Annotated in this window: 26 protein-coding genes and 3 tRNA genes; 7 read left to right on the plus strand and 22 right to left on the minus strand. The window is 70.3% G+C overall.

Annotation, left to right across the window (positions count from 1 at the left end):
• Positions 1 to 50: 50 nt before the first annotated feature.
• The 17 genes from AB0389_RS09805 to AB0389_RS09885 form a co-directional block, all read right to left on the minus strand.
• The gene (locus AB0389_RS09805) at positions 51 to 818 is read right to left on the minus strand and encodes a ubiquitin-like domain-containing protein (protein ID WP_366394809.1); all 768 of its coding nucleotides are present in this window, start codon (positions 816 to 818) and stop codon (positions 51 to 53) included.
• A complete protein-coding gene (locus tag AB0389_RS09810; protein ID WP_366394810.1) occupies positions 818 to 1306 on the minus strand; it encodes a hypothetical protein in 489 nt (162 codons plus the stop codon). Before AB0389_RS09810 ends, AB0389_RS09805 begins: the two co-directional genes overlap by 1 nt.
• A gap of 17 nt (positions 1307 to 1323) precedes the next feature.
• Complete coding sequence (locus AB0389_RS09815) at positions 1324 to 2019, minus strand: hypothetical protein (RefSeq protein WP_366394811.1); 696 nt, start codon at positions 2017 to 2019, stop codon at positions 1324 to 1326.
• A complete protein-coding gene (locus tag AB0389_RS09820) occupies positions 2016 to 3056 on the minus strand; it encodes a hypothetical protein (RefSeq protein ID WP_366394812.1) in 1041 nt (346 codons plus the stop codon). The genes AB0389_RS09815 and AB0389_RS09820 overlap by 4 nt, the downstream gene beginning before the upstream one ends.
• 172 nt (positions 3057 to 3228) lie before the next feature.
• Positions 3229 to 3750 carry a hypothetical protein gene (locus AB0389_RS09825; RefSeq protein ID WP_366394813.1) on the minus strand — a complete coding sequence of 174 codons (522 nt, stop codon included), beginning with the start codon at positions 3748 to 3750 and terminating at the stop codon, positions 3229 to 3231.
• The gene (locus tag AB0389_RS09830; RefSeq protein ID WP_366394814.1) at positions 3747 to 4328 is read right to left on the minus strand and encodes a hypothetical protein; all 582 of its coding nucleotides are present in this window, start codon (positions 4326 to 4328) and stop codon (positions 3747 to 3749) included. Before AB0389_RS09830 ends, AB0389_RS09825 begins: the two co-directional genes overlap by 4 nt.
• 134 nt (positions 4329 to 4462) lie before the next feature.
• Positions 4463 to 4693: a hypothetical protein gene (locus AB0389_RS09835; RefSeq protein WP_366394815.1), complete on the minus strand. Its 231-nt coding sequence runs from the start codon at positions 4691 to 4693 to the stop codon at positions 4463 to 4465.
• A gap of 39 nt (positions 4694 to 4732) precedes the next feature.
• Positions 4733 to 5362 carry a hypothetical protein gene (locus AB0389_RS09840; RefSeq protein ID WP_366394816.1) on the minus strand — a complete coding sequence of 210 codons (630 nt, stop codon included), beginning with the start codon at positions 5360 to 5362 and terminating at the stop codon, positions 4733 to 4735.
• A gap of 2 nt (positions 5363 to 5364) precedes the next feature.
• Positions 5365 to 5715, minus strand: a complete 351-nt coding sequence (locus tag AB0389_RS09845; protein ID WP_366394817.1) for a hypothetical protein — start codon at positions 5713 to 5715, stop codon at positions 5365 to 5367.
• Positions 5708 to 5995, minus strand: a complete 288-nt coding sequence (locus AB0389_RS09850; protein WP_366394818.1) for a hypothetical protein — start codon at positions 5993 to 5995, stop codon at positions 5708 to 5710. The genes AB0389_RS09845 and AB0389_RS09850 overlap by 8 nt, the downstream gene beginning before the upstream one ends.
• Entirely contained in the window at positions 5992 to 6843 is an 852-nt protein-coding gene (locus tag AB0389_RS09855; RefSeq protein ID WP_366394819.1) for a DNA adenine methylase, read from the minus strand. Before AB0389_RS09855 ends, AB0389_RS09850 begins: the two co-directional genes overlap by 4 nt.
• 56 nt (positions 6844 to 6899) lie before the next feature.
• Complete coding sequence (locus tag AB0389_RS09860) at positions 6900 to 8507, minus strand: DEAD/DEAH box helicase (RefSeq protein ID WP_366394820.1); 1608 nt, start codon at positions 8505 to 8507, stop codon at positions 6900 to 6902.
• A gap of 333 nt (positions 8508 to 8840) precedes the next feature.
• A complete protein-coding gene (locus tag AB0389_RS09865) occupies positions 8841 to 11684 on the minus strand; it encodes a DUF927 domain-containing protein (protein WP_366394821.1) in 2844 nt (947 codons plus the stop codon).
• The gene (locus tag AB0389_RS09870; RefSeq protein WP_366394822.1) at positions 11681 to 11896 is read right to left on the minus strand and encodes a hypothetical protein; all 216 of its coding nucleotides are present in this window, start codon (positions 11894 to 11896) and stop codon (positions 11681 to 11683) included. The genes AB0389_RS09865 and AB0389_RS09870 overlap by 4 nt, the downstream gene beginning before the upstream one ends.
• Positions 11893 to 12213, minus strand: a complete 321-nt coding sequence (locus AB0389_RS09875) for a hypothetical protein (RefSeq protein ID WP_366394823.1) — start codon at positions 12211 to 12213, stop codon at positions 11893 to 11895. The genes AB0389_RS09870 and AB0389_RS09875 overlap by 4 nt, the downstream gene beginning before the upstream one ends.
• Positions 12210 to 12494 (minus strand): DNA-binding protein, encoded by a 285-nt coding sequence (locus tag AB0389_RS09880; RefSeq protein ID WP_366394824.1) that lies wholly within the window; start codon positions 12492 to 12494, stop codon positions 12210 to 12212. The genes AB0389_RS09875 and AB0389_RS09880 overlap by 4 nt, the downstream gene beginning before the upstream one ends.
• Positions 12491 to 12715 (minus strand): helix-turn-helix domain-containing protein, encoded by a 225-nt coding sequence (locus AB0389_RS09885; RefSeq protein WP_366394825.1) that lies wholly within the window; start codon positions 12713 to 12715, stop codon positions 12491 to 12493. The genes AB0389_RS09880 and AB0389_RS09885 overlap by 4 nt, the downstream gene beginning before the upstream one ends.
• A 325-nt stretch (positions 12716 to 13040) precedes the next feature.
• Between AB0389_RS09885 and AB0389_RS09890 the strand changes: the two genes are divergently transcribed.
• The 3 genes from AB0389_RS09890 (at position 13041) to AB0389_RS09900 (ending at position 15695) form a co-directional block, all read left to right on the plus strand.
• Positions 13041 to 13451, plus strand: coding sequence for an XRE family transcriptional regulator (locus tag AB0389_RS09890; protein ID WP_366394826.1), 411 nt, complete (start codon positions 13041 to 13043; stop codon positions 13449 to 13451).
• 126 nt (positions 13452 to 13577) lie between these two features.
• Positions 13578 to 14060, plus strand: a complete 483-nt coding sequence (locus AB0389_RS09895; RefSeq protein WP_366394827.1) for a hypothetical protein — start codon at positions 13578 to 13580, stop codon at positions 14058 to 14060.
• 63 nt (positions 14061 to 14123) lie between these two features.
• Positions 14124 to 15695, plus strand: coding sequence for a site-specific integrase (locus tag AB0389_RS09900; protein ID WP_366394828.1), 1572 nt, complete (start codon positions 14124 to 14126; stop codon positions 15693 to 15695).
• 75 nt (positions 15696 to 15770) lie between these two features.
• On the opposite strand, the gene AB0389_RS09905 is transcribed toward AB0389_RS09900, so the two are convergent.
• The 3 genes from AB0389_RS09905 to AB0389_RS09915 form a co-directional block, all read right to left on the minus strand.
• Positions 15771 to 15844: transfer RNA gene (locus AB0389_RS09905), tRNA-Ile, on the minus strand.
• Between the two features lie 214 nt (positions 15845 to 16058).
• Positions 16059 to 16131 (minus strand) — tRNA-Asn (locus AB0389_RS09910).
• Between the two features lie 5 nt (positions 16132 to 16136).
• Positions 16137 to 16209: transfer RNA gene (locus AB0389_RS09915), tRNA-Asn, on the minus strand.
• 205 nt (positions 16210 to 16414) lie between these two features.
• On the opposite strand from AB0389_RS09915, the gene AB0389_RS09920 reads away from it, so the two are divergent.
• From AB0389_RS09920 to AB0389_RS09935, 4 genes are all read left to right on the plus strand, one after another.
• Positions 16415 to 16726, plus strand: coding sequence for a YtxH domain-containing protein (locus AB0389_RS09920; RefSeq protein ID WP_366394829.1), 312 nt, complete (start codon positions 16415 to 16417; stop codon positions 16724 to 16726).
• 66 nt (positions 16727 to 16792) lie between these two features.
• Positions 16793 to 18238, plus strand: coding sequence for an FGGY family carbohydrate kinase (locus AB0389_RS09925; protein WP_366394830.1), 1446 nt, complete (start codon positions 16793 to 16795; stop codon positions 18236 to 18238).
• A gap of 211 nt (positions 18239 to 18449) precedes the next feature.
• On the plus strand, positions 18450 to 20183 hold the full coding sequence (locus AB0389_RS09930) for an ABC transporter ATP-binding protein (protein ID WP_366394831.1): 1734 nt from the start codon (positions 18450 to 18452) through the stop codon (positions 20181 to 20183).
• Positions 20183 to 22108, plus strand: coding sequence for an ABC transporter ATP-binding protein (locus tag AB0389_RS09935; RefSeq protein ID WP_366394832.1), 1926 nt, complete (start codon positions 20183 to 20185; stop codon positions 22106 to 22108). Before AB0389_RS09930 ends, AB0389_RS09935 begins: the two co-directional genes overlap by 1 nt.
• An 80-nt stretch (positions 22109 to 22188) precedes the next feature.
• Here the strand turns inward: AB0389_RS09935 and AB0389_RS09940 are convergent, their stop codons facing one another.
• Both AB0389_RS09940 and dnaG read right to left on the minus strand, forming a co-directional pair.
• Positions 22189 to 23157: an RNA polymerase sigma factor gene (locus tag AB0389_RS09940; protein ID WP_366394922.1), complete on the minus strand. Its 969-nt coding sequence runs from the start codon at positions 23155 to 23157 to the stop codon at positions 22189 to 22191.
• Between the two features lie 246 nt (positions 23158 to 23403).
• A complete protein-coding gene (gene dnaG / locus AB0389_RS09945; protein WP_366394833.1) occupies positions 23404 to 25341 on the minus strand; it encodes a DNA primase in 1938 nt (645 codons plus the stop codon).
• Positions 25342 to 25404: the final 63 nt, after the last annotated feature.

Below are 25404 nucleotides of genomic sequence, written 5' to 3' on the forward strand. Positions count from 1 at the left end.
GTAGGTAGGCGGGAGGTAGGAATGTGGGCTGACCTGCGGGTCCTACCTCCCTACCGGGGCCCCTGGGAGGGGTCCGGGAGCGGGTGAGGGGAGGGGCCGGACGGGCCCTCGGACGGGGCACCGACGAGGGTGTCGAGGGCGGCCTCGGGGGCGGCCTCGGCGGGGTGCTGCTCGGGGGGTGCGGGGAGGTCCCGGAGTCGGACCCCGTCGCGGACCCGCTGACGGCCCCCGAACTTCAGCTTGATCTCGGCCACGGGGATGCCCCATTCGCGGGTCAGCGCGGCCTTGAGGTCGTGCTGCTCCCAGCCGTCCAGGTCGCCGGTGGCGATGAGGTCGGCGAGGTGCGCGCCGTGGCGGTCTCCGGCGACCTTGCGGATAAGCGCGACGACGAACTCGCGGTCGAGCAGCAGCTCGTCCTGGCCGTGCTCGGTGTCCTCGGGCTCGTCGTCGTCCTGGCGGTCGGGCTGTTCCTGGGGCGCGGTGCGGCCGGGGGGAGGGGCGATGGTCCAGGCGGCGACGCACCACACGATCGCGCCGCCGGGGACGAGGAACGGACCGGCCGGGCCGAGGTCGGTGTGTGCGGCACCGTACACCGTGGCGTAGCCGCCGAGGGCGACGTAGCCGAGCCGCTGCCAGATGGGGGCGTCGGGGGCGACCAGGTGCCAGCCCTTGCGGGCGAGGATGAGGGATCCGGCGCGCAGGGCGCGCGCGGCCTCGCCGGTGAGTACGGACCGCAGACCGTCGGCGGCGCGGCGGGCCGGGCCGGGGGAGTCGACGGTGTCCTGCTTCCCCGGCACGGTGATCATGTCGTCGGTCATCAGGCAATACCGAGGGCGCCGGCGCCGGTGAGGATGAGGGCCTGGGGGATGCCCCAGATGCCGCCCGCGCTGGCCCAGACCCCGGCGGTGACGATCCCGGTCACCGCGGACTTGCCGGGGGTCATCTCGCGGAAGTACATGATGGCGGCAAGGAGGAGGCTGACGGCGCCGGTGCCGGCCTCGCCGAAGCCGCCGCCGGTGAACAGGCTGGAGAGAGCTTCGGACAGCTGTCCGCCGACGGTCCAGATCGATCCGGCGGCCATGTAGAACGTGCCGGCCGCGATACCGGTCCACTGGGCCTGATCCGGGGTCATCTTCTTGCGGATCTTGCCCTTCTTGCCGCCGCCGTCGCCGCCCTTGGGCTCCCGAATCCCGGCGATCATCGCGCCGGTCAGCGCGAGGGCGATTCCTCCGGCGCCGACGGTCCCGAGGACCTTGCCCGCGTCGATGCTGATCGGCGCGGCGAGGGTGATGATGTCTAGTTGCATGGGTCGTTCCCCCGTGGTCAGAAGGTTGTGCCGGGCGCGTAGAGGCCCAGGGCGACGATGGCGGTGGCGAGCGGGATACGGGCGCCCCAGGCGAGACCGATCCACCAGTGGCGGGTGCGGCGGTCCCAGACGTGGGCGATGAGGAGCGTCCCGCCGATGCCGAGGATGAGCGCGGGGCCGACGCCGGCGTCCGTACCGCACTCGGCGAGGACGTGGCGGAACTGTCCGAGGAGTCCCAGCCACCATCCGGCCCCGGCCGCCGACGCGTTGTAGATGAACAGCCGGGTCTTGGGGCTGAGGGCGGCGGGCGCCTGCTGCACGGCGGCGGGCACGTTGGGGAGCGCCGGGTAGTAGCCGGGGTGGGGCTGGAGCCAGGCGCCGGGCGGTACGGGCTGCCGCTCGGCGGCGGGCGCGTCCTCGGGCTCCGGCTCGGCCTGCCCCTCATCGTCGGGTTCCTGGTCGGCCTGTCCCTCGGGCTCGGCGACCGCGGCCTCGGTGGTGCGGGCCGTACTGTCGGGCTCCGGCTCGGCGGCCGGGGCGGCGAGGTCGGGCTTCGGCTTCCGCCAGTCCGGGAGGCGGCCACCGCCGGGGACCGGCTCGGGCTCGGCCTGCCCGTACAGCTCGTCCCACCAGTCCCGGGCGGGTACGGCCGGCGGTGCGGTCGGCATCGGCGGGATGGCCCGGCGCTCGCCGGCGCCCTGGTCGACGCTCACAGGAAGCCGCCTTCCATCGGCCCGGCCGTACTGCCGGGCTCGGTGGGAAGCTTCTTGATCTCCCTCGCCCATGTGCGCCGGACACTGTCCGGATCGGTGTCCGGACCGAGGACCTCGCGGGTGATGGCGACGACCGCGGTACGGTCCAGCACGCCTCGCTGGAGGAGGGTGCGGACAGCGTCGGTCATGTTGTCCGGGCGTTGTCCGGACAACATGTCCGCCCTGGTCAGCGCGATGAGGGGGTCTTCCTCGGCGGGCTCTTGAAGGGTGTTGTCCGGGCCTGTCCGGACAGTGTCCGGACGGTCCACCACGTGCTCGGCGGGGCGCCGGTGGAGGACGAGCGCGACCTGGACGGCGTCGACGTGGACGCCGTAGATCCCGAGCAGGGCGGCGACGTCGGGCGGGGGCAGGTCGGGCTGGGACTCGTGCGCGATACGGATCGCGTCGGCCGGGTCCATCGTCGCGAAATGTGACCGGAGCTTCGCGGTCGCGGAGTGGTCCTTGTCCGGGCTGTCCGGATGCTGTCCGGACACGGCGGGCGCCTGCTCGATGTGCGCGATGGCGCGGGCTTTGACGGTGCTTCCGGCGAGGCGCGGGGCGAGCGCCCAGGCCCAGCCGCCGAACGCCGGGAGGCGGTACGGCTGCTCGCCGCCGCGCTCCTCGCGTGCTGCTGCTCGGGGTCCGGCCCAGGAGAGTTCGGACAGCAGGAGCAGGCCGATGGTGGGCATGGCGAAGAGGAGGGAGGCGGGGGTGCCGCCGTGGATGAGGTCGGCGTGGAAGTCGTTGAGGTAGACGGAGACGCCTGCCATGCCGACGGCGGTGAGGCGGGCGCCGAGCGCGGACCGGCCGGCGGCGGACGCCTCGGACGCGAGGTGGAGGCAGGCGTAGGCGATGCCGTCGAAGACGAGGAAGACGGCCACGGCGATGAGCGTGGGGGCGTCGTAGTGGCGGGCGACGGCGTAGAGGGACCAGCCGGTGGTGGCGAGGGCGGCGAGGCTGACGATGGTCAGCGCGGCCCGCCAGGTGTTGCGGTTCATGGTTCTCCCGGTGGGGGCCGGGCGCGCGGGGGTGGTCACCGCGCGCCCGGCCGGTCAGGGGTGGGTCAGGAGCAGTCGGGGCAGGACTGCGAGGGCGGGCCGGTGAACCAGCGCGAGCACCACTGGCACTGCCAGTTGCCGGGGGCGGCGCGCAGGATCGCGCGCAGGAGCCTCATCGGGTCGGCCTGTAGCGGTCGGGGTCGCAGATGACACAGACGTGGTCCGCGCCGCCGCCGTGGCAGTTGGCGACGCAGCGGCGGCACCACGGGGTGGACGAGGCGCGGGCCTGCCCGTCGTGACGCTGGTCGGTCGGGTCGAACGGCTTCCGGCACCGCCCGCAGGTCTCCTTCGGGGCGGCCGGCCCCGGCTCGGCCGGACTGTCCCCGGGCGGTTCCCACAGCGTGTAGGTGACCGGGTTCCGCGCGATCTCTTTCCGGAGGAAATTGACCGGACCGTCCGTGAGACCGAACTCGCGGGCGCTCTGCGCGGCGATACCCGCGGCGAACAGCCGAAACGCCAACAGCCGGTGGTACGCCCGCTCGTCGGCGGGGTCCAGGCCAGGCAGCGGGACATCGGCGGCGGCGATGATCGCGTCAAGCAGGTCGGCGAGGGGGCCGGGGACGCGGGGGGCCATCAGGTCGGCGGTGATCTCGTCGGCCGTCCGGTTGTGCTGGGGCTGGCTGATGTCGCTCATCGGGCCACCGCCGAGATGCCGGTGTGCGCGGCGCTACCGGTCCAGGGGGTGCAGCGGCACGTCCAGTACTCGCAGACCGGGCACACGTCGCTCTGGCCCTGGGGGCAGGACGGTCCGGGGGTGCCGGTGCAGCGGCAGTCCTCGAAGTCCAGGCCGCCGGGGCAACGGCCGGCCGTGCTGCGGATCGGGGTGGGGGTGCCGCGCACGCGGCGCAGGGCCTCGTCCTGGTCCGGGTCGGAGTCGCCGGTGTGGCTGGCCGGGCGCGGGCTGGGGATACGCGGGATCGCGGGCCGGTTGTCGTCGTCCGACCAGCTGCACCCGGCGGCCCAGGCCGCCTTGCGGAGCCGCAGCGCGTACTCACCGCGGGTGATACGGCCGGTGGGCCAGGGCAGGATCCGCAGGATGGGGCGCGACGCGGCGGCGCTGCCGGTGATGCCGAGGGCCACGGTCATCCGCGCGGCCTCGGTCATCACCGCCTCGGGCCGGTACGTCTCGAAGTGGGCGGTGATGGCGCGCAGGGCGCCGGTGGCCGCCTCGGGGAGCGCATTTGCGATTGCGCTACGGTGGTCGTGACTCATGACGAGATGTACCTCTCGTTGATGGGTAAGTGTCCGGACCGGCGTATGCGCGCCGCCCGGGGGCGTTGGGGTCGGGCGATGCGATCGCCCTCGGGTGTTCCACCACCTGAGGAGCTGTTGCCCGGCCCCGTTCTCTATTTGGTTGTGGTGCGGCCCGTTACAGGCCGGTTCTTCTTGATCGCCTTGTCGATCGCGTTCCAGCTCTTCCCCAGCTCCCGGGCGACATCCGCCACGGTGCCAAGTTCGGCCACGCCTTCGAGCAGGGCGACCGCTCGACGTTTGGCCGATTCGGAGACGAGGAGTTGGAGCTGTTCCACCAGCTTGTCCTCCTCGCGAACCCTCACCTGCCAGGGTTTCGCGTTCACGCCCTGACAGTATCTCACCCAGGGTTGGACTGGCAAGCATTACGTAGCGTCCGCGTCCATCAGCGCCTTCAGCCCCGCCCACGTCGCGGGCGGGTACGAGCACCCACACCAGGCGCACGTCACCACGTGCTCGCCCGGCGCGAGTCGCAGCACCGCGCCGCACAGCGTTCCGTTCTCGTGCGCGGCCGGGCAGTGCCCGATCCGCGTACCGCGGTCCGGCGCGGGCGGCCGGATCATCGTGGCCGCGTTCCGGGCCAGGGCCCGGACCTCGGCCGCGAACTCGCCGGCCTCCGGCCACGACACGGCGATCCACGGCATGTGCCCCAGCAGCTCACCCACCGCGCGATCTACGCGCCCCTCCGGGCTCCCCCGGTGCGGGCGCTCGGGACGGCCGCGCTCGGCGCGAGCCGCGTCCACCCACGACTCCAGCACCGCGACCATCCCGCCGGGGCCGCGCACGTCCAGGACGTCCAGGGCAACGGGCAGCGGCGCCGGGCCGCCCCGCCCGCTACGCCCGGAGGCGCCGGCCACCGCCGGGGTGAGCAGCGCGCCGAGGCCCCGGTACAGGACAGGCAGCGCCTCCAGCCGAACCCTGGTCGCCTTGGTGCAGCCGGGGCAGAGGTAGCTGCCGGTGTCGTCGTACCGCTCGCACAGTCCGCAGATCGTCATGGTCAGCGCTCCGTCCTGGTGCTGCCGGGCGGCGTGGCTGCCACGCCGATCTCGATTCGGGTTCGGGCGAGTTCAGCCGCGATCCAGTCGGCCCATTCGGTGATGCGCGCCGCTCCCGGCTCACCCACCAACTCGGCGTCCTGGAGGCCAATGAGCATGACCGGGCGAATCGCCGCGGCGTACTGCTCGGTCAGGGCGGCCGGGTCGATCTTCTGCTCGGCGGCCGTCACCCGGTCGTACAGCTCGTCCAGGGCGTCATCGGTGATGGAGTCGGCGGTATACCGCGGTTCCGGGTTGGCGGCCTTACGGCGGGCAAGGAAGGCGCTGGGCATGCCCTCGGGCTTGTCACGCATGGTCGCTCTCCTTCATGCAGTCGGGGTGATGGCGGTACAGGTGGCCGGGCTCCCACCAGCCGGGGCAGCACGCGTACTCCACAGCCGCCCGGAGGAGCGCCACCTCGTCCAGCAGGGCCGCGTACGGATGGACCGGTGAGGCCGGCCTCGCGCCGCGCTCGGCGGCAACGGCGGCGGCGCGCCGGGTGCGGCGCCCCTCCCGCAGGAGGAGCGCCACCAGGAGGACGACCGCGACCAGGAGCAGCACCGGGTACGCGGCGCCGACGATGCGCGCGGTCACGAGTCGCCACCAGGGGGCAGGAACCCGGCGGCGGTGCGCTGGTCGAAGAGATCGAGCTGCTGTCCGAGGCGCCGGTTGGTCCACAGCACCTCGGTACGTGTCCTGTCGCCGGTGCCGTTGCCGGTCGTGGACTGCTGCTCGTAGCAGTGCCAGCCCTCGTAGAGCTCGGCGTACAACGGGCTGCGGTAGCCGGACAGGACGACGGTCGCCTTGCAGTCGACCAAGGCCGCAGCAAGTTCCCGGTGCTGCGCCTCGTCGCGCATTTCCGGTCCGTACCGGTTGCGGTGGCTTCGCGTGGTGCCGAGGTACGGCGGATCAACGTAGAGCAGTACGTCCGCCGCAGCTCCGTATTTGCCGATCATGGTGAGCGCGGGTAGGCATTCCAGGCTCACCGGAGCGATCCGTTGGGCGGCAGGCAGCAGACGTCCTCGGTAGGCGTCCAGGTGGTCCGGCATGCTGAAGCTCGACCCGGACGTGGTGGTGTAATGCCGCCACCCACTGCGGCGCATCATCCCGCCGCGGCCCTGCGACAGCCGTACCCACACCCGGCGAGCCCTTTCCACTTCATCGGAGGTCTGTTCCCAGGCACCGGTCAGCTCGGCTCGCGAGTGTGGGGTCAACGCGCAGGCGCGCGCCAGGTCCTCCGGCTGATCGCGCAGGACCCGCCAGAACGTCATCAGATCGCCGTCAAGGTCATTGACGGTCTCCATCGGTGACTGCGGCTTGGCCAGGAGAACAGAGAGACCACCGCAGTACGGCTCGACGTAGTGCTGGTGCGGCGGGAAGAGCGAGACGATCCAGTCGGACACGCTCTGCTTGCTACCGAAGTAGGGGATGGGACTCTTCATGGTTCCTCCGTGGTGTGATGGGGAGGTCCGGGCCTGTTAGCGGCAGGCCCGGACCACTACGCAGCGGCAGAAGTGAGCTGGCCCAGCACGCCGCCAACGCGCGCTCGGTCGATGAGGTCGGCGACATCGCCGGCCGAGGATCCGCGCGGCACCATGACGCCGAGCCGCCTGCACAGGCCGAGCTGCTTCGAACTGGGCTGGCCGAGGCGCCACCGGGCCTCACGCGCGACGAATGCGCCCGGCGCCAGAACGGTGGCCTGCTGCTCCAGCCAGGCAAGTGCCTCCGGCAACGGCCGGGCCACGTCGTCCGTCGGCCCGTGCACGCCGTGCGTCTCCGTCCAGCGGCGCATCCGGTACAGCCGGGTCCCGGGGTCGCGGGCGAGGAACAGGAACATGGCGCTGGTCAAGCGGATGAACCAGGTGCCGTCGCCCGTGCGGAGCCAGCGGATCGCCGAGCCTCCGAAGAGGTTGATCTCCTCGGCTTCGACCCGGGCCGCGAGCGCGCGCCGCTTCTCCGCGGCCACGTGCACCTCGGCGACCTCCCGAAGCGAGCGGCCTTCCTCCGGCTCGCCAATCTCCCGCGCGGTCAGGTCGACCATCGACGCGAGCCGGTGGCGGGACGCGGCGCCCATCACGTCCAGGAGCAGCGCGTCGTGCTTCCCTGGCGCCGGCCGGAGTCCACGGCCGACCATCTGCACGTACAGGCCGGGACTCTTGGTCGGCCGGGCGACGACGACGCACGAGGTGTGTGGCGCGTCGAAGCCCTCGGTCAAGACCATGCAGTTGGTGAGCACCTGGACTTCCCCGGCCTCGTACCTCGCGAGCGTGGCGCGCCGCTTGTCACGGCCCATGTCGCCCCACACAGGCTCGGCCGTGATGCCGACGGCCCGCAGCGAGGCAGCGGCGCCCTGGGCGGTCGCCACGGTCGGCGTGAAGACAACGCCCGGCCGGTCGCTCGCGTGCTGGGTGTACGCCTTCGCGATGGCGTCCAGGGCCCCGCTGTCCTCCAGCGCCTTGCCGAGCTGCCCGTCGACCAGATCGCCGCCGCGCGTCTTCACCCTGCTGAGGTCCAAGGTGTCGACCTTGATGCTCTTGCCGCGCACGTCGCAGAGGTAGCCGTCCGAGATCATGTCGAGGATGTCGAGCCGGAAGACAACGTCCTCCCAGACCTCGGCCAGGCCACCGTCGGTGCGCGTCATCGTCGCGGTGAAGCCGGCGGTCGGCACGCCGCGCCAGGCACCAAAGTGCTCCAGGACCTCCATGTAGCTGGGGGCCGCCGCGTGGTGGCACTCGTCCACAATGATCAGTCCGATATCGCGGATGGCCTCGCGACGGCGCTTCACAGCCAGGGTCTGGACGCTGGCCACGATGACGTCGGCGTCCTGGTGGTCGTCGCGCTGAGCCTGGACGATGCCGACCCGCAGCATCGGGTCAACGGCCAGAAGCTTGGAAGCGGCCTGCTCGATCAGCTCTTCGCGGTGCGCGATGACCAGGGCCCGGCGTCCGCCGAGGCTGCCGAGCATCCGGTGAGCCAGGTGGGAGAAAACGACGGTTTTGCCGGAGCCCGTCGGGAGAACGACGGCCAGACGGGTCTTACCGTCGGCCCAGCCCTGGCGTAGCGCCTCGATGGCGTCGAGCTGGTACGGGCGGGGTGTGAAGGACATACGTCACCTCGGTTCAGTGGATAGGAGAGAGGGCGGTACGCGCTGCGTACCGTCTGCGTACCGGCCGCGTACCGGGGGCAAAGCTGCTCTGACCTGCTCTTATGTCTCTCTCTAGAGACAGTGGTACGCAGGTACGCAGAAACACACAGGGGTCTATGTGTGTGCACACGCACGCACACACCCGCACACACGCACACACGCACACGCCTGAGGGGTGCCATTTCCAGGCGAGTGCGTACCGCCCCACGAACGGCACCATGCGGGTCTCTGACCTGCGGAGACTGAGGGCGGCGGGTGGTACGCACCTCGTGCGTACCACCGACATCTCGGCCCTCACAGCACGTCGCCCTGGTCGCCGAACGGCATGCCCTCGGGGGTGAACACGAGGCACTTCGCACGGGCGCCGTCGAACCGTCGCGGTACAAGGTGGGCGGGCCGCTGGCTCTTGAGGGTCTTCAGATAGCCCGCGTCGACCCAAGAGCCGACCACAGCGTCCAGCGAGTACCCGGCGTCCGCGAGGATCTTGCGGACCCGCTCGGGGAGCAGGGCCACTTCCGCAGCACCCTTATCGCTCGACAGGGCCCCCAGCCATCCGGAGTAGGGCGGGCGGTCGCCCATGATCGCGCGGGAGGCGCTGTACAGCTCATGGGAGTGGCCAGCCACGTACTCGCGGACGACGTCCAGCGCCATGTCCGGCCGGTTGTCGGTGGGGTTGTGAGCGGTGAACAGGCCGCGCCACACGTCGTGGGAGAGCGGCTCGTACGGCAGCAGCCCGGTGCGGCAGGCCAGGGCCTCGGCGAGGACCAGAGCGGCGACCATCGGGGCACGCCGGTTGGTCATGTCGCCGCCGCCGCGGAACTCGTCTACGAGGCCGCGGTGGTGTTTCTTCAGCTTCTCCCGGCCGTTCGGCTGGGCCAGGCCGCTGAGGATGTACTGGACGAACTCCGGCCCGGCGTGCCCGTGGTGGGTGAGCACGCCCTCCAGGGCCGCAGCCGCCGCCGCGCCGCCGCCGTCACCGAACGGCGCAACCGTCGTGCCGAGGATGCGGGCCGCCGCGCCCTGGCTGGTCGTGAAGCTGAGGGCGGGACGCTCGCCGGAGGACAGGAGGATGGTCTCCCAGGGCAGCATGTTCCCGAACGCCCCGCCGCTCCTGGCTTTCCCGTGGTTCATCGGGAGCTGGTACAGCACCTCATCAATGAGGGAGTCGTCCGTGACAGCCATGGTCTCGTCGAAAACGGTGACGATCCCTCGGACCAAGTTCAGCCGTTTCTCGATTGCGTAGAGCGTCGTCCTCCAGTTGCTCATCGCGGACGCGTGCTCGGACGGGTCGGCCCACACAGATAGTGCGCACTGGAGCGCGGTCGTCTTGCCCTTAGTACTGCGTGACGAGATGTCCAGCGTGAAGCTGTTCAAGCCCAGAGGCTTGAGCAGCGGCGCGGCGAGAGCAGCCGCGACCGCGACGCGCGGCACGGGGTAGCTGGCGAGCTGGGCAACGGTGTCCTGCCAGCCCTCCAGGGTCCCCTTCCTGGCGTGCGCACGGGCCGGGCCGCGCTGCTCCTCGAAGGCTGTGTCGACCTTCACCCCGTCCTCGGGCGACGAGACGAACGTGCCGTCGTCCTGCCAGCCCAGCCAGCGGGCCAACTGCTCGCTCGGAATGCGGCCGACGTTGCCGGCCTCGAATTCGGCGAGCCACTTCTCAACAGCGCGGGCGTCGCCTTCGACAGCGGGCAGGCCCGCGCTCCCCAGGTACTCGATCAACTTCCGCCCGCGCTTGGCGGTCTCGCGGCTGACGATGCGGGAGATCCGGCGCGGTCGACCGAGGCTTCGGTCGATCCAGGACAGCTCTACGTACTGGTCGCCCTCGGGGTCCTCGAACGTGGCAGTCACAACCAGAGGTGCGAAGGTCACCCTGTTCCAGTTCTCGCCGCTGGTACTGAGCACCTCCACACCTCGGCCGGTGACCCGGTAGTCGTAGGGCGTGCGGACAGTGGAAGGCAGGCCGAAGGTGTCGGCGTAGTCGAAGCCTTCGGGAACGGCCACGTCCGGAGAGGGCTGCTCCGCTAGGTGGTCGGCGACGGGTTCCTCGGCCGGGGCAGGGACCTGGGAGGCGGGAGCAGAGGGGCGAGGGCCGACGGAGGCAGGGTGACGGCTCCCGTAACCCTGGCGGGCCAGCTCTCGGGCAGCGGCCTTGTGGTCCGCGTTGTGGTTCAGCAAGGCGTACGCGCCGAACTTGCTGTACGGCACCTCCGGGGTGAAGTCCGAGGACGTGGTGAAGACGAACAGGCGGTCGTGTTCGTCCTTCCCAGTCGTGGCCTTGGCGCCGCCGACACCGTCGGCCCATCCCCAGTACGTCTCACTGCCTCGGGTGGAGAGCGGGCGGAAGATACCTCGGAGGATCTCCTCCCATGAGGCGCGAGCTTCGAAGTCGTCGCCCGGCCGCAGCGTGCCGTCCGGCCGTGGCGGTGACGGGCGAGGCGCGGTCTTCGGCGCCTCAGGCTGCGGGAGCTGGTCCACCATCCGGCACACGTCCCGGATCGCGGCCACGGTCTCGGCATCGAGGACCGGGATGGAGTCGGGCCCGCCCTCCAGCCGGAGGTACGGACGGCCAGTGGCGTGGACCGTGCCCGAGGACGGCTCGACCAGGCCGTAGCCGCCCTCCCCGCGGGTTTCGATCAGCACACGGACGATGCGGGAGTTGGGGCGCTCTCGCAGGCGCTGGCGGTCGGCGTCGGTGTACTCGTCCTCGCGGGCGAGCCTGCTGGCCAGCTTCGTGTTGCCCGGCACGTCAGCGCCCTCAACACGGAGGCGGAAGTGCCGGCCGCCTGATGGCGACTCGGTGACCCACCCGCTGAGGACCGCAGCCCACACGTCGCCCAGCCCAGACGCGCCCATGATTTCGGTGACGTCGTCAAGCAGCCCCTCACGGATCGCGAGGCCCTCGAACTCGATCAGTTCGATGCCGCCGGATACGGCGCCGTAGACGATTGCGATGCCGCGAGGACGGTGGCCACCGAACCAACTGTCGTGCTGTTCCGGCGTGGTACGGGCGGTCTTGTACTGAAGCCAAGCCACCGCAGGCTTCTTGGTGCCGTCGGCGGTGATGGGCAGTACGCACAGGCCAGCGTCGTGCAACTCGCGGGCGGAAGCCCGGAGGTCAAGTGTCTGTGCATCGGTCACGCGCTGCTCCTGGCGGTGCATTTGGCGGGGTGCTCGGTGCGGATGAAGGCGACGAACTCGGCGACCAGCTCGGCTCCGTAAACGGGGCCTTCGAGCTGCTGACAGAGGACGCACGAGTACCGGGCGCGCGGCGGTCGGATGCGCTTGCCGGTGGCGTCAAGGCCGAAGTCGACGGTGAGCGCGGCGATCACGCGCTGACGGGCAGCGGTCACAGGGCGCCCGCCGACTTCGCCACCCGGTACCAGCCGACGCCACGGAAGAACGCGGCGACGCAGCCCCGCCGGCGCGCGGCCAGACGGGTCTCCTCCGAGGCGATGTACGGCCGGGGGCACGTGCATGTCACGTCGGGGTGCTCGCACGGACGGGGGTGCGGGCGCTCAGTCGGGGCGCCGGTGGCCTCCACCGAGGTCGGCACGTCGCACGTCCTCAGGAGGTATGCGGCATCGGTCTCGCCAAGGGAGTCGAGCCAGTCGGCGGCCTGTGCCAGGACAGCAGTACGGGTGTCAGTGGTCTCTCGTACAGTGGTCATTGAGCGCTCTCCTCAGTGGTGTTGTGCTCGGATGCCGTCGAGGTCGCACCCTCGGCGGCATCGCTCGTGGTGGGCAGGTGGAGAAAGGTCAGGAGGTCGACCCGCCGCACGAACTGACGGCGGCCGAGCCGAACCACCTCGACCGGCAAGCGGTGCTGGGCAGCGAGCTGGTATGTGGTCGATTCCGCGAGCCCGAGGGCCCGGCCGACGCCCGGCCAGAGGGGGACCATCGCGGGCTGGTCGTAGATCTCGGCGATGGTGAACGGTCTCGGGCTGGTCATTTCGTCGCCGCCGTCCGCCGGAGGCTGCGGGCGGTCCGGCCGTCCTCGATCCAGAGAACGGCGAGATCACAGCCGATCCGGTCGGCAATGGCCTGAGCCACCGTGCTCGTCGCGGTGTCCTGCTGGCCGCTGAGTAGATGACCGACGGTGCTGTGGTGGACGTCGGCGGCGGTGGCCAGAGCACGGAGGCTGACAGCCCTGCCGTCGCCGGTGCGCCGCATCAGGAGTCGTAGGACCTGAGGGTCTACCAACCGGTATGTCAGTTCACGCAATGTCGCCACCCCGCGGTTTTTTTAACTGGATAAACAAACCCTGTCACGCGATCGACAGTTTGTCTATCTACTGAAACAGTCAGGGCGTGCGTATTCAGCCGGACACGGTACGTGTCCGGCCAGATAGTGGACCCCGCATGGCGCCTACCGTTCGCCTGGATAGACAATCTGTCGATGCAAGTGCCCTAGCGCAGCCTCTGAACTGGTCGGGGGCGGAGCGCGTACCACCGACCAGATAGACACCTAGTGTCAGCGGAGTGGCAGGATGAATCCCATGACCAACGCGGAGCCCAGGACGGACCTGTCCAGGCTCGTGCGCGAGCGCCGCGCAGAGCTGAGGCTCAGCCTTCGAGAGCTGGCAGACCTCTGCATCGACCCAGACGCCCCCGACGAGGGCCCGAAGTGGAACTTCCAGGTAATCCGCCGCCTGGAAAAGGAGCTTCCGATCATCCCGCCGCAGGCGCCAGAGCTGCGCGCACTGATGGCCGGCCTCCAGCTTCCTTTGCATGAGGTCCAAGCCGCGGCGGGGAGCCAGTTCATGGGCATCGACACGATCTGGCACAGCGACCGCGCTCGGCTCCTCCTCCGGAACTATGAAGCGGTGAGCGAGGAAGACCGGAAGCGCGCAGAGATGATGCTGGCGGCGTGGGCCGAGGAGCGTTCCGCAAAACCTGACGCAGGGTAATTTTTTCGTAACCCCTGGTTCTTTGTGTGGGTCTTGTGCATGATTGGTGATCCGTCGGGGGGCGGAATGATCAGCTCCGGCGCCACGATTCGAACACACGTGCGTCGGCATGCATGGGGGATCAGTGTGAACGCGAGAAAGAAGATCAATAAAGCGACCCGGGTCACTTTTCACCTTGACAGCGCCGTGCCCATCCCGCCCGGACGCGTCGTCCGGATCGTGGAGGGCGACGGCACGCTAGATGTGCACGTTCGAAAGCACGAAGCCAAGCCCGAGTTGATCGCCGAACTGAACGTGCTTCACGCCCAGATCCTCGGCGCCGAGGAAGGCTGGGGCCAGGAATGGGCTGACGGCGCCGCTGCCGACCGCGCAGACGAGCCCGCCGAGAACCTTGAGATAGCAGATGTCTACTGGCGTATCGCTCGGCCTGGAGAGCTGCCTCGCCGGTCCCTTTGTACACCGCTGGAGCGGAAAGGCCGGTTCGCGTGGGTAATCCGCCCCGGCGCTGCAACTCCCCAGCTCTGCCGGGAGATGACCGCGTACCTCCGGCGGATCACGGGTGACGGGCTCTGGAGACAGCGGTGGGGCGGAAAGCCGCCGCGCACCTGACGCCTGCCCACCAGACTGTTGGGCGGACGGCCGCGTATGGCGGCCCCGGGCACAGGAGGCACGATGAAGGGTTCGACATACCGGCGCTGCTACTGCCGCGGCGACGACGGAAAGGCGCTCGGGAAGGCGTGCCCACAGCTCACCAGCCGGAGGCACGGCGTCTACGCGGTGCGGCAGGAGTTGCCCGCGCGAGAAGACGGTGGCCGGCGCAGTTTCAGCCGGTCCGGATACGAGACTGCGAAGGCGGCCCAGGAGATCCTGGACCAGGTCCGCGCGTTGCTCGCGCTCCCAGACGGGAACGACGTGGACGGCCAGGTCCGCATCGGCGATCTACTCGAAGGTGTCAGCAAGGACAAGAAGGCGCCGCTGCCCGACCTCGGCGCGACCCGGCGCCGGTTCCGCGCGGGCCAGGCGCTCGTCAGCAGCACGACCGTGGGCGACTGGCTTGATGAATGGCACGCGGCGAAGAAGAGGAAGAAGTCGACGCTGCGCGGGTACGCCTCACACATCGAGGTGCACCTGCGTCCGGCGCTCGGCCACCTGCTGCTCGACCGGTTGAACGTCGGTCACCTGGTGGAGATGTTCGACGCCATCAACGACGCGAACGAAGCGATCATGGCGGAGAACGAGCAGCGCCGCGAGCAGCAGGCGCGGGCGACCTGGGGGAAGCGGTCCCGGCCGCCGGCCTCCGAGACAGCCCGCCTGGCGGCCGAGCGGGAGAAGCTGGAGGCGCTCCCTCCGTACCGGCGTGTGACGGGCGCGGCGACGCAGCAGCGGATCCGGGCAACGCTGCGGTCAGCGCTGAACGCGGCGATCTCGCAGCAGCTGCTCACGTTCAACCCGGCCGCGCACGTCGAACTGGCCTCGGGCAAGCGGCCGAAGGGACTCCTGTGGACGGCGGAGCATGTGGAGCGTTGGCAGCGCACGGGGGAAAAGCCGAGCGGTGTCATGGTGTGGACACCCGTCCAGGTGGGCGCGTTCCTCGACTATGCCGAGACGGACCGGCTGTACGCCCTGTTCCACCTGATCGCGTTCCGGGGTCTGCGCCGCGGTGAGGGGGTCGGGCAGGCATGGGTGGATCTCGATCTCGACAAGGCTCTGTTGACCGTCTCGAAGACAATCATCCAGGACGGTTGGACTCCGATCGAGAGCGATCCCAAGACGGAGGGCTCCGCAGCCACGATCGCCCTGGGGCCAGCCACCGTGACGGTGCTCCGCCAGCACCGCGCTCAGCAACTTGCCGAGCGCGCCGAGCGGCTGGAGGCTCGCTTGCCGTGGCAGGAGACCGGCAAGGTGTTCGTGGACACAGACGGGGGCTGGCTCCATCCCGAGAAGGTGTCAGACATCTTCCGGCGGTTGTGCCGCGAGGCGGACCTGCCGCCGATCAGCCTGAGGGACCTGAGGCATGTGGCGGCGACGTTGATCCATGCGGGTGGAGGTGACATCCACACGATCAAAGAGACGCTGCGGCAAAGCACGATTCAGCTAGCGTCCGATACGTACACCGCCATGCTGCCCCAGGTCGATCAGGAGGTCGCGAGGAATGCCGAGGCCGTCGTCCCCCGCGCCCGTCGTCCACGGCCGTCTGGCACGCCCGCTCACGCACCGCTCACGCAGGACCCCGAAAAGAGCTGAGGACCCCATCGTGGTCTAAACCACTGTAGGGCCCTCGGGTGCAGGTGGGATCGATTCTTCGAACATCTATCCCTGTGGGGCGGGTGGGACTCGAACCCACGACCGACGGATTATGAGTCCGCTGCTCTAACCGGCTGAGCTACCGCCCCCAACGGCGCGTCGCGTACATGTGTGCGCGCCCGTCTGCCGCAGCATAGCCGGTCATACGATCTCCTGCCTCGGATGGTCGGCTTCGCTTGACCTTGAGGACTTCGTCGCGCGCCGATCGGTTCCGTTCGGCGCCAAGTACGTTCGTACGAGGGATCCTTGACCGGGTTTGGGCATACGAAAAAGGACCCCGGAGGGTCCTTCTCGTGTTACTCGCTCCCCCGGCTGGACTCGAACCAGCAACCCTCCGGTTAACAGCCGAATGCTCTGCCAATTGAGCTACAGGGGACCGCGCTCCCCCGACTGGACTCGAACCAGTAACCTGCCGGTTAACAGCCGGCTGCTCTGCCAATTGAGCTACAGGGGATTGCTGCGTTTGCACCGAACGTACCCTTCCCGGTCCTCCCGAGCGGCGCGCGTTCGCTGCGACACATACATTAGCGCAAGCAGGGGGGTGCTCCGCCAATCGGTATGGGGCCGGGTCACGTCGGGTGAGCCCGGGTGGGACGGGGTAGGCGGAGGCACGGGGAGGGCCCCGGGGACTCGGACGCAGAGAGAGAAGGGTGGCAGCCATGCGGTACCGCCTCACGTTCATCGCGGGACTGGCTTGCGGGTATGTACTGGGGACGCGCGCCGGGCGCGAGCGTTACGAACAGCTCAAGAAATCGGCGCGCCAGGTGTCGCAGAATCCGGCGGTGCGCAACGCCGCTGAGTCCGCCGCGCAGACCGGCCGTGAGTACGCGGGCAAGGCGTACCACTCGGTGAACGGCGTGGTCGGCGACCGGCTCGGGGACAAACTGCCCGGCTCCGTCGCCCAGCGCGTGCGGTCGCTGCGGGAGCGCAGCCAGAACGGGCAGGACGACTGGGGCACCAGCAACACCTGAGGGTGCTCGTGACCGGCGGCGCTCGTCGTGCCGCGCGCCGCCGCGCGTGCGGCAGAATCGGGTGTCATGGGAATAGTCGCCGGGTTGGACAGTTCGTCCGGGTTCACACGTGTCGTGGTCTGTGACTCCGACACGGGCGCCGTGCTGCGCCAGGGGTACGCCCCGCATCCGGTCGAGCCCAAAGCCACGGAGGTCGACCCGCAGGTCTGGCTGCTCTCCCTCGGCGAGGCCGCGTCCGGCGGGCTGCTGGAGGGGGTCCAGGCCATCGGGGTCTCGGCGCAGCAGCACGGCATGGTGCCGCTGGACCGGCAGGGCAATCTCGTACGTCCCGCGCTGGTCGGCAACGACAAGCGCGCGCAGGTCGCCGCCGCCGATCTGGTGGACTCGCTGGGCGGCCGGCAGGCGTGGGCCGATGCCGTCGGGTCCGTACCGCAGTCGGGGCAGATCGTGTCCAAGCTGCGCTGGATGGCGCGGACCGAACCGGCGGCGGCGCAGCGCACCGCGCTGGTGATGCAGCCGCACGACTGGCTGGTCTGGCAGCTGCTCGGCCGGCCGGCCCGGCGGACCACCGACCGGGGCGCCGCGTCCGGGACCGGCTACTGGTCGGCCCGTACGGGGGCGTACCGGCCGGATCTGGTGGAGCTGGCGCTCGGGCACCGGGCGGCGCTGCCCGACGTACTCGGTCCCGCGGACGCGGCGGGGACCACCCCCGAGGGGCTGCTGATCTCGGCGGGCACCGGTGAGACCATGGCCGCCGCCTTCGGGCTCGGGGTCGGGGCCGGGGACGCGGTCGTGTCGCTGGGGGCCTCGGGGTCCGTGATGGCCGTGCACCACGAGGCCGCGGCCGACCCGTCGGGGCTGATCACCTCCTTCGCCGACGCCACCGGCATGCATCTGCCCGTCGTCCATACGCTCAACGCGGTCAGAGCCCTGCGCGGTACGGCGGAGCTGCTCGGTACGGCGGAGCTGGCCGAGCTGTCCGCGCTGGCGCTGAAGTCCACGCCGGGCTCCTCGGGGCTGGTGTTCCTGCCGTATCTGGAGGGCGAGCGGACCCCGCAGCTGCCGCACACGGCCGGCACGCTGACCGGGCTGCGGCGTGAGTCGATGAAGCCCGAGCATCTGGCACGGGCCGCGTTCGAGGGGATGCTCTGCTCGCTCGCGGACGCGATGGACGTGCTGCGTGCGCGGGGGGTGGAGGTGCGCCGGGTGTTCCTGCTGGGGGCCGCCGCCGAGCTGCCCGCCGTCCAGGCCGTGGCTCCGGCGATCTTCGGCGCGCAGGTTGTCGTACCGCAGCCGGCGGACTACGCGGCGATCGGCGCGGCGCGGCAGGCCGCGTGGGCGCTCGGGGTCTCCCGGGGGACGCTGGCCCCGCACACCCCGCCCGCCTGGCAGGGCGCGGCGGCTCAGGTCTTCGAGCCGGGGGACGACGTGGCGGTGGGGACGGCCGTACGGCAGCAGTACACGGCCACGCGCGAGCAGGTGCATCCGGGAGCCTTCGGTCCCGTCGGGTGAGTGGGGGCGGGGGACGGGGGCGACGGGGGGCGGGGCAGCGAAGGACGGGGCCGGGTGCGACGGGTCGGTCGTGCTCGTGGTTCCCCCGCCGTCGCGTTCTTGACTCTCCTTTGGACATAAACCCTTGGGGTTCCACGGGCGCGGTGCCGCAAGATGGGGGCGGACCCCAGATCTTGCCGACCGACTCCGAGCCGACCCCGAGAGACTCCGCGTGCTCCTACGACTGCTGCGAGCCCACCTCGCTCCGTACAAAAAACCGATCATCCTGCTGGTAGCGCTCCAGCTGCTGCAGACCTGCGCCACCCTCTATCTGCCCACTCTCAACGCCGACATCATCGACAGCGGTGTGGTGAAGGGGGACTCGGGCTACATCCTTGAGTTCGGCGGCATCATGATCGCCGTCAGTGTCGTCCAGGTCATCTGCAACATCGGTGCCGTCTTCTACGGCGCGCGCACCGCCTCCGCGCTGGGGCGGGATGTGCGGGCCGCCGTCTTCGGCCGGGTGCAGAGCTTCTCCGCGCGCGAGGTGGGGCACTTCGGGGCCCCCTCGCTGATCACCCGTACCACCAACGATGTCCAGCAGGTACAGATGCTGGTGCTGATGTCGTTCACGCTGATGGTGTCCGCGCCCATCATGTGTGTCGGCGGGATCGTGATGGCGCTCGGCCAGGACGTACCGCTCTCGGGGGTGCTGGTGGCCGTCGTGCCCGTACTCGCCATCTGTGTGACCCTCATCGTCAAGCGGATGCGGCCCCTGTTCCGGACCATGCAGACGCGGCTGGACACCGTCAACCGGGTGCTGCGTGAGCAGATCACCGGAAACCGGGTGATCAGAGCTTTTGTCCGGGAGGAGTACGAGAAGGAACGATTCCGCGGCGCCAATACGGAGCTGACGGATGTCGCGATGTCGACCGGCCGCCTGATGGCGCTGATGTTCCCGACCGTGATGACCGTCGTGAACCTGTCGTCGATCGCCGTCGTCTGGTTCGGCGCGCACCGCATCGACAGCGGCGGGATGCAGATCGGGGCGCTGACCGCGTTCCTCGCCTATCTGATGCAGATCGTCATGGCTCTGATGATGGCCACCTTCATGTTCATGATGGTGCCGCGCGCCGAGGTCTGCGCCGAGCGCATCGAGGAGGTGCTGGACACCCGCTCCAGCGTCGTCCCGCCGGAGAACCCGGTGCGGGAGCTGCGACGGCACGGGCATCTGGAGATCCGGGGCGCGGAATTCCGCTTCCCGGGGGCCGAGGAGCCGGTGCTGCGCGAGGTGTCGCTGGTCGCCCGGCCCGGTGAGACGACCGCCGTGATCGGCTCGACGGGCAGCGGGAAGTCGACGCTGCTGGGGCTCGTACCGCGGCTGTTCGACACCACGGACGGGCAGGTGCTGGTCGACGGACAGGATGTGCGCGAACTCGATCCGGCGCTGCTGGCCAGGACCGTGAGCCTCGTACCGCAGAAGCCGTACCTGTTCTCCGGTTCGGTCGCGACGAATCTGCGGTACGGCAATCCCGACGCGACCGACGACGAGTTGTGGCACGCGCTGGAGGTGGCGCAGGCGAAGGAGTTCGTGGAGACCCTGGACGGCGGACTCGACGCGCCCATCGCGCAGGGCGGCACGAATGTGTCCGGCGGCCAGCGGCAGCGGCTCGCGATCGCGCGGACGCTGGTGCGGCGGCCGGAGATCTACCTCTTCGACGACTCCTTCTCCGCGCTGGACTACGCCACGGACGCGGCGCTGCGCGGCGCGCTGGCGCACGAGACCGCGGAGGCGACCGTCGTGATCGTCGCGCAGCGCGTCTCCACCATCCGGGACGCCGACCGGATCGTGGTCCTCGACGAGGGCAGGGTCGTCGGGGCGGGGCGCCATCACGAGCTGATGGCGTCGAACGAGACATACCGGGAGATCGTCCTCTCCCAGCTGACCGAGGCGGAGGCGGCCTGATGAGCGGTCCTGGCGGACGCATGATGATGGCCGGTTCGACCGAGCGGTCCATGGACTTCAAGGGGTCAGGCAAGCGGCTGCTGCGCCTGCTGACCGTGGAGCGGACCACGCTGTGGTGGATGTTCGGCGCGGGTGTGCTGAGCGTCGCCCTGTCGGTCGTCGGCCCGAAGATCCTGGGCCGGGCGACGGACCTGATCTTCGCGGGGGTGGTCGGCCGGCAGACCACCGAGGGCGCCACCAAGACGCAGACCATCGACGCACTGCGCGCGAAGGGCGACGGCGGGCTCGCCGATCTGCTCTCCGGGGTGGACTTCACCCCCGGGCAGGGCATCGACTTCGGCGCGGTGGGGCAGGTGCTGCTGATGGCGCTGGTGGTCTACGTGGGCGCGGGCCTGCTGATGCTGGTGTCCACTCGGCTCTCCATCCGGGTGATCAACCGTACGGTGTTCCGGATGCGCGAGGACGTCCAGGCGAAGCTGTCACGGCTGCCCCTGTCGTACTTCGACCGGCAGCCGCGCGGCGAGGTGCTGAGCCGGGCGACGAACGATGTCGACAACATCTCGCAGACCCTCCAGCAGAGCATGGGCCAGCTGGTCAACTCGGTGCTGACGATCGTCGGTGTGCTGGGGATGATGTTCTGGATCTCCCCGCTGCTGGCGCTGGTCGCGCTGGTGACCGTACCGCTGTCGGTGTTCGTGGCGGCGAAGGTCGGCAAGCGGTCGCAGCCGCAGTTCGTCCAGCAGTGGAAGGTCACCGGCACGCTGAACGCCCATATCGAGGAGATGTACACGGGACACTCCCTCGTCAAGGTCTTCGGGCGGCAGGACGAGTCGGCGGAGGCGTTCCGCGAGCAGAACGACAAGCTGTACGAGGCGGGCTTCAAGGCGCAGTTCAACAGCGGGATCATGCAGCCGCTGATGCTCTTCATCTCCAATCTGAACTATGTGCTGGTCGCGGTGGTCGGCGGGCTGCGGGTCGCCTCGGGCACGCTGTCGATCGGTGACGTGCAGGCGTTCATCCAGTACTCGCGGCAGTTCTCGATGCCGCTGACCCAGGTCGCATCGATGGCGAATCTGGTGCAGTCCGGGGTCGCGTCGGCCGAGCGGATCTTCGAGCTGCTGGACTCGGTGGAGCAGGAGCCCGACGCGCCGTCGATCGAGCGGCTGCGCGAGCCGCAGGGGCGTGTCGCGCTGGAGGGCGTGTCGTTCCGCTACGACCCGGAGAAGCCGCTGATCGACGATCTGTCGCTCTCGGTGGACCCGGGCCAGACGGTCGCGATCGTCGGTCCGACGGGGGCGGGGAAGACCACGCTGGTCAATCTGCTGATGCGGTTCTACGAGGTGACCGGCGGCCGGATCACGCTGGACGGGCTGGACATCTCGCGGATGTCGCGCGAGGAACTGCGGTCCGGGATAGGCATGGTGCTCCAGGACACCTGGCTCTTCGGCGGCACGATAGCGGAGAACATCGCGTACGGCGCCTCGCGCGAGGTGACCCGCGCGGACATCGAGGAGGCGGCCCGCGCGGCCCACGCGGACCGGTTCGTCCGGACGCTCCCGGACGGTTACGACACGGTGATCGACGACGAGGGCGCGAACGTCAGCGCCGGCGAGAAGCAGCTGATCACCATCGCGCGGGCGTTCCTGTCCGACCCGGTGATCCTGGTGCTGGACGAGGCGACCAGCTCGGTGGACACCCGGACCGAGGTGCTGATCCAGAAGGCGATGGCGCGGCTGGCCCACGGCCGTACGAGCTTTGTCATCGCGCACCGGCTCTCCACGATCAGGGACGCGGACGTGATTCTGGTGATGGAGGAGGGCTCGATCGTCGAACAGGGCACGCACGAGGAGCTGCTGACGGCGGAGGGGTCGTACGCGCGGCTGTACGCGGCGCAGTTCGCGCAGGCTGTGGCCGAGGTCGACTGAGAGGGTGTGGGGTACCGGGGTGGGAGGGGGGCCTTTCCCACCCCGGGTGCGGCGTCTCCCACCGCGGGTGCGGCCGCCGGTCAGTCCAGGTAGCCGCGCAGCTGGTCGGCGAAGGCGTGGTCGCGCAGCCGGTTGAGGGTCTTGGACTCGATCTGGCGTATGCGTTCGCGGGTGACGCCGAAGATCCGGCCGATCTCCTCCAGGGTGCGCGGCCGTCCGTCGTCCAGTCCGTACCGCAGCTGGACGACCTTGCGTTCGCGTTCGCCGAGCGTGGCGAGCACCACGTCGAGATGTTCGCGCAGCAGCAGGAAGGCGGCGGACTCGGCGGGGGACGCGGCGTCGCCGTCCTCGATCAGATCCCCGAGCGCGACATCGTCCTCCTCCCCCACCGGGGTGTGCAGGGACACCGGCTCCTGGGCGAGCCGTAACACCTCGCGGACCCGCGCGGGGTCCAGCTCCAGCTGGGCGCCGATCTCCTCGGGCGTCGGCTCCTGGCCGCGCTCCTGGAGCAGCCGGCGCTGGACCCGGACGACCCGGTTGATCAGCTCGACCACATGGACGGGGACCCGGATGGTCCGGGCCTGGTCGGCCAGGGCGCGGGACATGGCCTGGCGTATCCACCAGGTCGCGTACGTCGAGAACTTGTAGCCGCGCGCGTAGTCGAACTTCTCGACGGCCCTGATCAGGCCGAGATTGCCCTCCTGGACGAGGTCGAGCATGGTCAGCCCGCGGCCCACATAGCGCTTGGCGACGGAGACGACGAGCCGCAGATTGGCCTCGATCAGCCGTCGCTTGGCCATCCGGCCGAGTACGACGAGACGGTCGAGGTCCAGTGCGAGCCGCGAGTCCAGATCGGGCGTACGGCTCAGCTTCTCCTCGGCGAACAGCCCCGCCTCGACGCGGCGGGCCAGCTCCACCTCGTCGGCGGCGGTGAGCAACGGTATACGGCCGATCTCGCGCAGATACTGCCGGAACAGATCGGACGAGGGCCCGCCGGTGTCGGCACGGCCGCCGCCCCGCCGTCCCGTGGACTCGGGCACGAGGGGCACCTCCGCGGGGTGCTCGGTGAGCAACTGGGTGTGCACGGGGGGCGACCTCCAGGGTGATCGCCACCGCTCGGGGGAGTCGCGGCGGCGGGACGGGCGCGGCCGGGCCGCACTCCGAAGAACTCAGGCACCGCCCCCCAGTGTGCGGTACGGCACATCGCCGCCACGAGGGGCGTGCGGTGACTTTCTGCGCTCCGGACGTAACCCGGCTGTTACTCCCGGGCGGCCGGGGGAGGGCCTGGGCCCGGCCTAGAGGGCGTCGGCGCCGATGTTGCGCAGGGCCTGGCCGTACTGCTGGAGGATCCACAGATCCTTCTGCACGGCCGCGTAGTGGTCGGGGTCGGACCCGGTGCCCAGCCGGGTCAGGGTGCCGGTGATGTCCTGGATACGGCGGTCCACGGCGCGCAGCCGGACCTGGACGAGCTGCTGTCCCGCGTAGATCTCGTCGATGGTCTTGCCGCGGAAGACCTCGACGGCCAGCTCGGTGACCATGGCGCGCACCTGGTCGTTCGGCGCGGCCTCCCGGACCCGGGCCAGATACTCGGGCGCGGACTGGAGCCCCGACTCGGCGCCGCCCGCGTCCTCGACGGCGCGGCGTACGGCGGCGTAGGGCGGGGCGGTGAACTCGTCCTCGCCGTAGGCGTCGAAGGCCGGGGAGACCAGCTCGGGCCGCTGGAGGGCGAGCTTGAGCAGCTCGCGCTCGGTGCGGTGGGCGGGGCTGCGCAGGGTGAGCGCGGGGCCTGAGGGGCCCGAGGGACCGGAGGCGGGCTGGGGCTGGGACCCGTACGGCCGCCGCGGCCCGCCGCGCTCGTCCTGGCCGCCGGGGGGGCCGCCCGCGGGGCCCTTGCCGCCGCGGTCGCGCGCCCAGCGGGCCACCTGGGCGACGCGCTTGACGACGAACTGGGTGTCGAGGATGCCGAGGATGCCGGCGAGCTGCACCGCCACCTCGTGCTGGGAGGAGCCGTTCTTGATCCGGGCGACGATCGGCGCGGCCTCGTCGAGCGCGGCGGCGCGGCCCGCCGGGGTCTCCAGGTCGTACCGGGAGACGATCTGGCGGATGGCGAACTCGAAGAGCGGTGTACGCGGTTCCGCCAGGTCCGCGACGGCCTGGTCGCCCTTGGCGAGCCGCAGCTCGCAGGGGTCCATGCCGTCGGGGGCGATGGCGATATAGGTCTCGGCGGCGAACTTCTGGTCGTCCTCGAAGGCGCGCAGCGCGGCCTTCTGGCCGGCCGCGTCGCCGTCGAAGGTGAAGATCACGCGCGCGCTGCCGTTGTCCATGAGCAGCCGGCGGAGGATCTTGATGTGGTCGCCGCCGAAAGCGGTGCCGCAGGTGGCGATGGCGGTGGTGACACCGGCCAGATGGCAGGCCATCACATCCGTGTACCCCTCGACGACGACGGCCCTGCTGGACTTGGCGATGTCCTTCTTGGCCAGGTCGACGCCGTACAGCACCTGGGACTTCTTGTAGATCGCCGTCTCGGGCGTATTGAGGTACTTCGGGCCGTTGTCGTCGTCGCGCAGCTTGCGCGCGCCGAAGCCGACGACCTCGCCGGAGATATCGCGGATCGGCCACATCAGCCGGCCGCGGAAGCGGTCGATCGGGCCGCGTCTGCCGTCCTGGGAGAGGCCGGAGAGCAGCAGCTCCTTGTCGGAGAAGCCCTGGCCGCGCAGGAACCGGGTGAGGTGGTCCCAGCCGACCGGGCTGTAGCCGACGCCGAAGTGCTCGGCCGCCGCCTGGTCGAAGCCGCGCTCGGCGAGGAACCTGCGGCCGATCTCGGCCTCGGCGCCGGCGAGCTGCTCCGTGTAGAAGCGCGCGGCGGCCTTGTGCGCCTCGACCAGCCGGGTGCGCTCGCCGCGCTGGCTCGACGGGTTGTACCCGCCCTCCTCGTACCGGAGGGTGATGCCCGCCTGGGCGGCGAGCCGCTCGACCGTCTCGGAGAACGAGAGGTGGTCGACCTTCATGACGAAGGCGATGGTGTCCCCGCCCTCCTGGCAGCCGAAGCAGTGGAAGAGACCCTTGCTCGGACTGACCTGGAAGGACGGGGACTTCTCGTCGTGGAAGGGGCAGAGGCCCTTGAGGTTGCCGCCGCCGGCGCTGCGCAGCTGGAGGTACTCGGACACGACGGCGTCGATCGGGACCGCGTCCCGAACAGCCTTCACGTCGTCATCGTTGATCCTGCCTGCCACGCGTGAATTCTACGGGCCCGCGCCGGCACACCCGGACCGTGAGCCGAGCCGCCCGTCCGGCCG

Source organism: Streptomyces sp. NPDC093109 (assembly GCF_040701725.1).
Lineage (GTDB): Bacteria > Actinomycetota > Actinomycetes > Streptomycetales > Streptomycetaceae > Streptomyces.